A 9789-nucleotide genomic window follows, 5' to 3' on the forward strand; every position below is an offset into this window, starting at 1 on the left:
AAAGTCGTGTGAAAGCTAAATTAGAAGCAGAAGGGTATCAAGTTGTGACCACTCGCACAAGTGATACCTATGTTGATTTGACGGATCGTTCACGTGCAGCCAATGCCTCTGAATCAGATATCTTCGTAAGTATTCACATCAATGCTTCAGGAAGTTCTGCAGCACAGGGAATTGAGACTTATTATTACCAACCTTACGCAGAATACCCATCACGTATTAATGCAACCTACCATGCTAATCCGACTCGATTGAGCATGAGTGATACCTTGGCCAATGCCATCCAGTCTAGCCTGATTAATGCGACTGGCGCTCAAAACCAAGGCGTGAAACGTCAAACCTTTGCGGTCTTGCGTGAGACAACAGCTCCAGCAGTCCTTCTTGAATTAGGTTTCTTGTCAAATCCACAAGAAGCAGCTCGTTTGAAGACCTCTGCTTATCAGGAGACTTTAGCTAATGCCATCGTAGCAGGGATTAAGTCTTACTACGAAAAAGAATCTAAAGTTTAAGTTATATGTTAACCCGTCATTATGATGGGTTTTTATGCTATAATTGAGGTAAATACTAAATACAACAAAAGGAGTGCTTATGGCCTACGATTTACTCTTAGAGCGTTTTTTACGTTACGTCAAAATCAATACACGTAGTGATGAAAATGCGACAAGAACGCCAACAACACAAAGCCAGGTGGATTTTGCCTTGAAGGTTTTAAAACCAGAATTAGAAGAACTAGGTTTAAGTAATATTCATTATTTGGAAAGTAATGGTTACCTAGTGGCAACCCTTCCGGCTAACGATGACAAGTTAACACGTAAGATTGGTTTCATCTCTCATATGGATACCGCTGATTTTAATGCAGAGGGAGTGTCACCGCAAGTCATTGACTCTTATGATGGAGGTATCATTCCTCTTGGAAATTCAGGTTATAACCTAGACCCAGCTGATTTTCCAAATCTCAAGAATTATGTCGGTCAGACACTTATTACGACAGATGGGACCACCCTTCTTGGAGCTGATGATAAGTCTGGTATTGCTGAGATTATGACAGCCTTGGCTTATTTGAAGGCTCATCCTGAAATCAAACATTGTGAGATTCGTGTAGGCTTTGGTCCTGATGAAGAAATTGGAATCGGTGCAGATAAATTTGATGTCGAAGATTTTGATGTCGATTTTGCTTACACAGTTGACGGTGGACCTTTGGGTGAATTACAGTATGAAACTTTCTCTGCAGCAGGAGCAGAACTTACCTTCCACGGACGCAATGTCCACCCTGGAACAGCAAAAGACCAAATGGTTAATGCCCTGCAGTTGGCAATTGATTTTCATAATCAGTTGCCAGCAGAAGAACGCCCTGAGTTGACAGATGGCTATCAAGGTTTCAACCATCTTCAAACCATGACAGGTACTGTTGAGGAAGCAAAATCTTCTTATATCATCCGTGATTTTGAAACAGAGTCTTTTGAAAATCGAAAAGCAGTCTTCCAAAAAATTGCCGATGAAATGAATAAAGCTTACGGTCAGATACGAGTTGATCTGGTACTTAAAGATCAATACTATAATATGCGTCAGGTGATTGAAAAAGATATGACGCCTGTTGAGTTGGCTAAGGGCGTTATGGAGGAATTGGATATTACGCCAGTTATTGAACCTATTCGTGGCGGAACAGATGGCTCAAAGATCTCATTTATGGGTATTCCAACTCCAAACCTATTTGCTGGTGGCGAAAATATGCATGGTCGATATGAGTTTGTTTCTTTGCAGACAATGGAAAAAGCCGTAGATGTTATTCTTGGAATTGTCAGTAAACCTTAATTGAGCTTGCTAAATACTGATTTTATGGTAAAATTAGAAGTAATGGAGGTGCTGAGATGATTAAAATTTTCGGCAAGTATCGTTACCATTGGCAACCCGAATTATCTTGGCTGATTATCTACTGGTCTTTAGCCGTCACGCCAATCTTTATTGCGGCGGCCCTTCTATTCGAGTTGTACTCGGTGCCCTCACATATTTTGATGCTCTTTACTATTTTCGTTGCCTTGTTTGGTTTAGGTTTCCATCGATACTTTATTATTGAAGATCATGGGATTCTGCGTATTGTTTCTTTCAATATTTTTAGACCACGCAAAGTGAAAATTAGTGATATTGAAAAAGTCGAAGTGATTAAAACTGGCCTGTGCCTTATTTTTAAAAATGGTAAAAAACGTCAGTTTTATATGAGAAAGTGGCCTAAGAAATATTTCTTAGATGCATTAGCCCTTCACCCTGCTTTCAAAGGTGAGGTAGAGTTATTGGATCACATGACAAACTTTGATTACTTTGCCTTTTATGAGGAATCAAAAAAGCCCTGAAGCTTAAACTTCGCAAATAAGGGCTTTAGTGGGACAAGACTTGACGGCAGTCAAAGTCTCAGGGCTATTTTCAATAATTTGATTGAGTTGGTCGCTGTCTTTGAACCTAACAATACCTTCGTCATCATAATCAAAGACGGGAGAGTAGGTTTGGCACAAACCACAAGCGATACATTTTTCTGGAATTAATGATACTTTCATAGTATTATTTTAAAATAGATTTATTGTTTTTACAAGGAGAATATCATGAGTAAAAAACCATGGGAAGATAAGGTTTCTGACGAAGAGTTGGAAGAAGTAGTTGACGCTGATTTTCTAGATGATGAAGATGAGTTTGAGGATTATGAAGAAGAGGATGTCACTCCTTCAGATGAAAAACGCGAAAAAGGTGGCGGCTTCATTAATTCATCATTTTTGACTGTCTTGCTTGGATTATTCTTTGTTATTGTTGTATGTATTTTGTTCTTTGTTTTCTATACTTCAAATGTCGGTGGAAACAAAACTGCGGAATCTAAGGAATCATCTGGATTCTACTCATCTTCAACTAGCAAAGTTGTTAAATCTTCATCTAGCAAGAAAGACTCAAACAAAGATGAGGAAAGTGAGAAATCTACTACAGAAAAATCTTCAAAAGAGAAATCATCTTCAACTAAAGCATCAAGCTCTTCTAAACATGTAGAAAAAGAAGATGCAACTGAGTCAGCACCATCAAGTGCTACGGCAGCAGCAGATGGTTCATCAATTGTTGTTCAATCTGGTGAAGGTGCTGGTTCTATCGCTGCACGTGCAGGTATCTCTGTAGATGAGTTGGAACGTCTTAACCCTGATCACATGACAAGTGGTTACTGGTATGCTAACCCAGGTGACGTCGTTAACGTTCAATAATTTTAAAAGCAAAGGAACATCATGAAAGATATTAGAATTGCTATTGATGGTCCTGCGTCAAGTGGAAAAAGTACAGTAGCCAAGATTATTGCAAAAAATCTTGGCTATACTTATCTTGACACAGGTGCTATGTACCGATCTGCAACTTATTTGGCCTTGCAGAATGGTTTGACTGAGGAAAATGTACCAGAAATTTTGGAGCAACTATCTCAACATCCGATTTCATTCGGAAAAGCAGCAGATGGTAGTCAGCAAGTTTATGTAGGTGATGTTGATATTACACACCCTATTCGTGATAACCAAGTCACAAATAATGTTTCTTGGGTAGCAGCCATTCCTGAAGTGCGCCAAGAACTGGTTGCACAACAACAACGTATTGCTCAAGATGGTGCTATTATCATGGATGGACGTGATATTGGTACTGTGGTTTTGCCTGATGCAGAACTCAAAATCTTCTTGATTGCTTCAGTTGATGAACGTGCGGAACGCCGTTATAAGGAAAATATCGAAAAAGGTATTCCCGCTGACCTTGAGACTCTAAAAAAAGAAATTGCTGAACGTGACTATAAAGATAGTCATCGTAAAGTTTCACCTCTTAAACCAGCGGAAGATGCCATCACTTTTGACACTACAGGTGTATCTATTGATGGTGTTGTGGAATTTATTCAAGAAAAAGCAAAAAAAATTATTGACAAAGGATGACTCACTTGTTATACTATTAACAATGAGAAAAGCAGAAGTGAGAACTTCTCGCCTTGCGACTTAGGTTGTCTGGCCCAACATGTCAAATCCCTATAGGGATATTATGTGTGCGGGCTTGTATATCAAGTCCGCTTTGTTTTTCTCTAAAAAAATAAAGAGGTGAAGATCATAGCTAAGAAAGATCTATTCATTAACGATGAAATTCGCGTTCGCGAAGTTCGTCTTGTTGGTCTTGATGGTGAACAATTGGGAATTAAACCATTGTCAGAAGCGCAAGCTATTGCAGACGATGCAAATGTTGACTTGGTTCTCATCCAACCACAAGCTACGCCACCTGTTGCGAAGATTATGGACTATGGTAAGTTCAAATTTGAGTATCAAAAGAAACAAAAAGAACAACGTAAGAAACAAAGCGTTGTTACCGTTAAGGAAGTTCGTTTGAGTCCAGTTATTGATAAAGGTGACTTTGAAACTAAACTTCGTAACGGTCGTAAGTTCCTTGAAAAAGGAAACAAGGTTAAAGTTTCTATCCGATTCAAAGGTCGTATGATTACTCACAAAGAAATCGGAGCTAAGGTCTTGGCGGAATTTGCTGAAAAAACGCAAGATATTGCGATTATTGAGCAAAGAGCGAAGATGGATGGACGTCAAATGTTCATGCAACTTGCACCAATTCCTGACAAAAAATAATTGTCAAACTAACACTATTTTAAGAGGAGAATTTTAAAATGCCAAAACAAAAAACACACCGCGCATCAGCTAAACGTTTCAAACGTACAGGTTCAGGTGGATTGAAACGCTTCCGTGCCTTCACATCTCACCGTTTCCACGGTAAAACTAAAAAACAACGTCGTCACCTTCGTAAAGCGTCAATGGTACATTCAGGTGACTTTAAACGTATCAAATCAATGCTTTCACAAATGCGTTAATCCGCTAAAAGCATTACAAATTAACTAAACTAGAATTAATTCGGAGGAATATATAAATGGCTCGTGTTAAAGGTGGCGTTGTATCACGCAAACGTCGTAAACGTGTATTGAAACTTGCTAAAGGTTACTATGGTGCAAAACACATCTTGTTCCGTACTGCAAAAGAACAAGTAATGAACTCTTACTACTATGCATACCGTGACCGTCGTCAAAAGAAACGTGATTTCCGTAAACTTTGGATTACACGTATCAATGCAGCAGCTCGTTTGAACGGTTTGTCATACTCACAATTGATGCACGGTTTGAAATTGGCTGAAATCGAAGTTAACCGTAAAATGCTTGCTGATTTGGCAGTTAACGATGCAGCAGCTTTCACAGCTCTTGCAGATGCAGCTAAAGCAAAACTTGGTAAATAAGAATTAAGATGGGTTTTACCCATCTTTTTTTATGGAGGTAATTATGATTCGTTTAGCAAGAGCAGAAGATATTCCAAGATTACAGGAGTTATTGGGGCAGATTCTTCTAGTGCATCATTATGCACGTCCTGATGTTTTTAAGTCAGAGGGCAGTAAATATACAGATGCAGACTTAGAAGCAGTGATTAATGATCCAACTAAACCTATTTTTGTATATGAGCATGAAGAAGGCCGTATCTTAGGTCATCTATTCTTAATGATTAAAGAAGTATCTGGTAATAATGGTCCACTAAAGACTGTTAAGACTCTTTTTATTGATGATTTATGCGTTGATAAGGAGGCTCGAGGTCAAAAATTAGGGGAGAAGCTTTATCAATTTGCCTTGGACTATGCTAAGGAGTTAGGTTGTTATAATCTGACACTTCACGTATGGAATGATAATGCGGGTGCTGTACGTTTTTACGAACGTTTAGGTATGAAGCCGAGATATACAGAAATGGAAACTATCCTAAAATAATACGTTTTCATGAGAGAAATTTAACTTACGAGGAATAAAAAATTTTGATATGCTGAAAGAGAACTTTTAGAAATGGAGAATTTTAATGCCTCGTAATTTTAAGGAAGCTTTGCTTTTTACGATTTTAATGTGTGGAATGATGGTCTGTGGGATGAGTCTCTGGAATCTTCTCATCCTTGATTGGACTGGAGTAGTTCCCTTTGCTTGGGGGCACTTTTTCCAAGGTTATCTTCCTGGATTTGTGGTTGCTTTCTTACTGGATATGCTTTTGGTAGGACCACTAGCCAAGACAATTGCATTTGCAATTTTACATAAAGTAAAAGCCCATGATAAACGATGGGCGAAGATTTTAGTAATTTCTGGAACCATAGCGCTATTCATGGTAACCTTTATGTCGCTCTATGGCTTGGTGTACAACGGTCAGTCGGTGACGCTCTCATCCTATGGCCGTGCTTGGTTGACAAATGTTATCATGGCCTTACCACTTAATTTTCTAGTAGTTGGTCCAATCTCACGCTTTATCTTGGGAAAACTGCAAAAACCATTGCCAGGTGAAGAAGTTGTAGAGAATTTTGAAGACGATGATGAATTACCAACTATAATTTAAGTATAGAACTGGAGAGAAACTCCAGTTTTTTAATATAAAAAGCAACCACGGATGTGACTGCTTAATGATGACTAGTTTTTCTTTTTCATTTCACCATGTGGGTAGTAAGTTCCCTCTGGCATATCGTTAATGAAAATATGAATAGCTTCTTTAGGTGCTTTTGCAACACGTGATACAACCTCAGTAACTTCGCGAGCAAGTTCGATTTTTTGTTCTTCAGTACGACCTTCAAAGAGATCAATTTTTACAAATGGCATAATGCATCTCCTTAGTTTTGATAGTCCTATTATAGCATTAATTAAGAGAATATTCTAAAGTTTTTGGAAATTCTTGAAATGATAATATCGCAATGCTACAATATGACTGATTTCAATAGTAAAGCCTAAAGTAAAAAGAGGCTGGTAGCTAAGAGAAAGCGTTCCTAGTTGAAAGCAATAGTATTACTTTTGATTCGATCATTCCCGATTTAGGGATTGTTTCACATGCTATTCAAAATCGTAAGCCGTCTGTGATGATAGGTAAAGTGATTGCATTTTCTTTATAAGGGATGAAAACTCTTACTAAAAATGGTAAAATAATGCTAACTAGAGACAGTAAGGAGTAAATTATGACAATTGATTTTCGTGCCGAAGTTGATAAGCGCAAAGATGCTTTGATGGAGGACCTTTTTGGTCTTTTGCGTATTAACTCAGAACGTGATGATAGTAAGGTTGATGATAAGCACCCATTTGGTCCTGGACCAGTAAAAGCTTTGGAACATTTTCTTGCTTTAGCAGAACGTGACGGCTATAAAACTCGTAATATCGATAATTATGCTGGTGACTTTGAATTTGGTCAAGGTGATGAAGTTTTGGGTATCTTTGCACACTTGGATGTGGTTCCAGCTGGTAGCGGTTGGGATACAGATCCTTATGAACCAGTAATCAAAGATGGCAAACTTTATGCCCGTGGGTCATCAGATGATAAAGGCCCAACAATGGCTTGTTACTATGCCTTGAAAATTATTAAAGAACTCGAGCTTCCAGTATCTAAGCGTGTGCGCTTTATTGTTGGTACTGATGAAGAATCTGGTTGGGGCGATATGGAATATTACTTCGCTCATAATGGATTGAAAGATCCTGATTTTGGTTTTTCACCTGATGCAGAATTCCCAATTATCAATGGTGAAAAAGGTAATATTACAGCCTATCTCCATTTTGAAGGTCAAAATGATGGGGACTTTAGTCTTGTGTCCTTTAATGGTGGTTTGCGTGAAAATATGGTTCCTGAATCAGCAAGTGCAGATTTTACTGGACCTATCACTTTGAAAGAACTTGAGGCCAAATTAGCTGACTTTGTTGAGGAACAAGAAGTAACTGGTCAAGTGACCGAAGAAGCAGGTGTTTTCCATGTGACTATTCATGGGAAATCAGCTCATGGTATGATGCCTCAAAATGGTATTAATGGGGCAACCTACTTGGCACTCTTCCTTAGTCAATTTGATTTCCAAGGCAATGCTAAAACGTATTTGGATATAATTGCTGAAACACTTCACAAGGATTTCTTCGCTGAAAAGACAGGTCTTGCTTATACAGATCCTAAGATGGGTGAATTGACCATGAATGCAGGTGTATTTAACTTCTCTAAGGAATCAGAAGAAAATACGATTGCTCTGAATTTCCGCTATCCTCAAGGGGTTGATACGGACGCTATTAAGGCTAATCTTGAAAAACTCGAAGGTCCTAAGGCGGTTAGTCTCTCAGAACATGGTCATGTGCCACACTATGTACCAGTTGATGATCCTATGGTGGAGACTCTTCTTTCAGTCTATGAGAAACAAACAGGCCTTAAAGGTCATGAACAAATTATTGGTGGCGGAACATTTGGACGTCTCCTCAAACGTGGTGTTGCCTATGGAGCTATGTTCCCTGGTTATGTCAACACGATGCACCAAGCAAATGAGTTTACTGAGGCCGAAGACTTGTACCGTGCAGCTGCCATTTATGCAGAAGCTATCTATGAGTTAATCAAATAAAAAAGAGAGACAGTTTTGTCTCTTTTTTGAGGAGGAAAATATGGAAACACTTGAAGAATTAACGCAAGCAATCATGTCCGATGAACAAAATAAAGCTTTTACGGAACAAGGTATAAAACCCTTGTTTACCATTCCAAAAACCGCACGAATTAATATCGTAGGACAAGCTCCTGGTATTCGTGCCCAAGAGTCCGGCCTTTACTGGAATGATCCTAGCGGTGATAATCTCAGGGATTGGATGGGTGTTTCACGCGAAGAATTTTATGAATCTGGCATGTTTGCTATTGTGCCAATGGATTTTTATTTCCCAGGTCATGGGAAATCAGGTGATTTACCTCCTCGCAAAGGATTTGCAGACAAGTGGCATGAGAAAGTTCTTGCTTTAGCTCCTGATATTCAATTGACGATATTAGTAGGTAACTATGCACAGCGTTACTATTTGCATCAAAAATCATCGGCAAAATTAACGGATACAGTTAAGCATTATAAAGATTATCTTCCAGAGTTTTTTCCTCTCGTTCATCCCTCTCCTCGAAATAATATATGGCAAGCCAAAAATCCGTGGTTTATGGAAGAAGTAGTCCCAGATTTGAAGAATTTAGTTAAAGATATTTTGATTAAATGATTTTTTTAGTCATTGATTCAGGGAGTGCCAAGTAAGCTTTATTCTGTCATCAAACTGAATATCCTAAACGTGTTCAAAATTGGATAGAAACTTTAAGGCTTTTAGTTAATCAGAATAAGGACAAATATTGTTTTCTAATATTTATCTTATTATACAATTTTCAGTTTATGTTGTTCTGAAGGTGTAAAACGAATACTATACAGTTATGCATTGAAGCTTATACTGCAATGATAAGAAAATCTAAACGAGTTACAGTATAGATGTTTGAGCCAATTGAAAAACTAAAGTAGTTAAGACCATGGTATAAAAAGCTAATTGTTGACTAGGTATAGAATCCTATGCTTGTTCAGTCAGCTAACTCATGATAGAGAAGATTGTCCTTCTTATAATTAAGGTGAACAATATAAATTTTTGGTCCATAGTAGGGAGGACTTTGCTAGCTTGTACAAAAAATGGATGGACAAGAAATTTAGTCAGAAAATATCTTACAATCAACCTCTTGTTCTATTGTTCAATAGTAGTGGGAGGTTTTTTATTATGGGAGAAGTTATGATTGAAAAATATTGTGTTATTGATATTCACCGATAATCTATTATTCGTTGCATTATAGATGTTCACATATATACGAATAAACCTCGAAAAAGTTTGAAATGATGACCCTAGTTATAAAAAAAGGGGCCTTATCTTGGATTTTAGAAAGTCAAGTTTCGCGAGCTTTTTATTTGAAAAAAACATTAAAAATAGCGCAA

The 9789-nt window shown here is 38.0% G+C and carries 14 protein-coding genes and 1 other annotated feature; of the genes, 12 read left to right on the forward strand and 2 right to left on the reverse strand.

The annotated features are described in order from the left end of the window. From HMPREF2697_RS08000 to HMPREF2697_RS08010, 3 genes are all read left to right on the forward strand, one after another. Positions 1-506 (forward strand): N-acetylmuramoyl-L-alanine amidase family protein (locus tag HMPREF2697_RS08000; RefSeq protein WP_142350087.1); only part of this gene is annotated, 506 nt, incomplete at its 5' end. A 79-nt stretch (positions 507-585) separates the two neighbouring features. Continuing rightward, entirely contained in the window at positions 586-1809 is a 1224-nt protein-coding gene (gene pepT, locus HMPREF2697_RS08005) for a peptidase T (protein WP_070850295.1), read from the forward strand. 56 nt (positions 1810-1865) lie between these two features. After that, positions 1866-2345 (forward strand): EbsA family protein, encoded by a 480-nt coding sequence (locus HMPREF2697_RS08010; protein ID WP_070850297.1) that lies wholly within the window; start codon positions 1866-1868, stop codon positions 2343-2345. A gap of 3 nt (positions 2346-2348) precedes the next feature. On the opposite strand, the gene HMPREF2697_RS10215 is transcribed toward HMPREF2697_RS08010, so the two are convergent. Continuing rightward, entirely contained in the window at positions 2349-2546 is a 198-nt protein-coding gene (locus HMPREF2697_RS10215) for a ferredoxin (RefSeq protein ID WP_004182594.1), read from the reverse strand. A gap of 45 nt (positions 2547-2591) precedes the next feature. Between HMPREF2697_RS10215 and HMPREF2697_RS08015 the strand changes: the two genes are divergently transcribed. The 7 genes from HMPREF2697_RS08015 (at position 2592) to HMPREF2697_RS10710 (ending at position 6401) form a co-directional block, all read left to right on the forward strand. Beyond that, positions 2592-3230, forward strand: coding sequence for an SAG1386/EF1546 family surface-associated protein (locus tag HMPREF2697_RS08015; protein ID WP_004182593.1), 639 nt, complete (start codon positions 2592-2594; stop codon positions 3228-3230). 21 nt (positions 3231-3251) lie between these two features. Next, on the forward strand, positions 3252-3932 hold the full coding sequence (cmk, locus tag HMPREF2697_RS08020) for a (d)CMP kinase (protein ID WP_002885119.1): 681 nt from the start codon (positions 3252-3254) through the stop codon (positions 3930-3932). A 23-nt stretch (positions 3933-3955) separates the two neighbouring features. Then, positions 3956-4078, forward strand: a sequence feature (ribosomal protein L20 leader region). Positions 4079-4091: 13 nt separating this feature from the next. Next, complete coding sequence (infC, locus tag HMPREF2697_RS08025) at positions 4092-4622, forward strand: translation initiation factor IF-3 (RefSeq protein ID WP_002885108.1); 531 nt, start codon at positions 4092-4094, stop codon at positions 4620-4622. A gap of 38 nt (positions 4623-4660) precedes the next feature. Beyond that, the gene (gene rpmI / locus HMPREF2697_RS08030) at positions 4661-4861 is read left to right on the forward strand and encodes a 50S ribosomal protein L35 (RefSeq protein ID WP_002885093.1); all 201 of its coding nucleotides are present in this window, start codon (positions 4661-4663) and stop codon (positions 4859-4861) included. Between the two features lie 56 nt (positions 4862-4917). Beyond that, positions 4918-5277, forward strand: a complete 360-nt coding sequence (rplT, locus tag HMPREF2697_RS08035) for a 50S ribosomal protein L20 (protein ID WP_002885090.1) — start codon at positions 4918-4920, stop codon at positions 5275-5277. A 43-nt stretch (positions 5278-5320) separates the two neighbouring features. Then, the gene (locus HMPREF2697_RS08040) at positions 5321-5794 is read left to right on the forward strand and encodes a GNAT family N-acetyltransferase (protein WP_070850299.1); all 474 of its coding nucleotides are present in this window, start codon (positions 5321-5323) and stop codon (positions 5792-5794) included. 85 nt (positions 5795-5879) lie between these two features. Beyond that, positions 5880-6401 (forward strand): DUF2798 domain-containing protein, encoded by a 522-nt coding sequence (locus tag HMPREF2697_RS10710; RefSeq protein WP_070850301.1) that lies wholly within the window; start codon positions 5880-5882, stop codon positions 6399-6401. 71 nt (positions 6402-6472) lie between these two features. Here HMPREF2697_RS10710 and HMPREF2697_RS08050 read toward each other — a convergent pair whose 3' ends face one another. Beyond that, entirely contained in the window at positions 6473-6658 is a 186-nt protein-coding gene (locus tag HMPREF2697_RS08050) for a 4-oxalocrotonate tautomerase (RefSeq protein ID WP_070850302.1), read from the reverse strand. Positions 6659-7008: 350 nt separating this feature from the next. Between HMPREF2697_RS08050 and pepV the strand changes: the two genes are divergently transcribed. Both pepV and HMPREF2697_RS08060 read left to right on the forward strand, forming a co-directional pair. Next, a complete protein-coding gene (gene pepV, locus HMPREF2697_RS08055) occupies positions 7009-8415 on the forward strand; it encodes a dipeptidase PepV (protein ID WP_070850304.1) in 1407 nt (468 codons plus the stop codon). Between the two features lie 40 nt (positions 8416-8455). Continuing rightward, positions 8456-9040 carry a uracil-DNA glycosylase family protein gene (locus tag HMPREF2697_RS08060; RefSeq protein WP_004182588.1) on the forward strand — a complete coding sequence of 195 codons (585 nt, stop codon included), beginning with the start codon at positions 8456-8458 and terminating at the stop codon, positions 9038-9040. Positions 9041-9789: the final 749 nt, after the last annotated feature.

The organism is Streptococcus sp. HMSC064D12, from assembly GCF_001837205.1.
GTDB classification, from domain to species: Bacteria; Bacillota; Bacilli; order Lactobacillales; family Streptococcaceae; genus Streptococcus; species Streptococcus salivarius_D.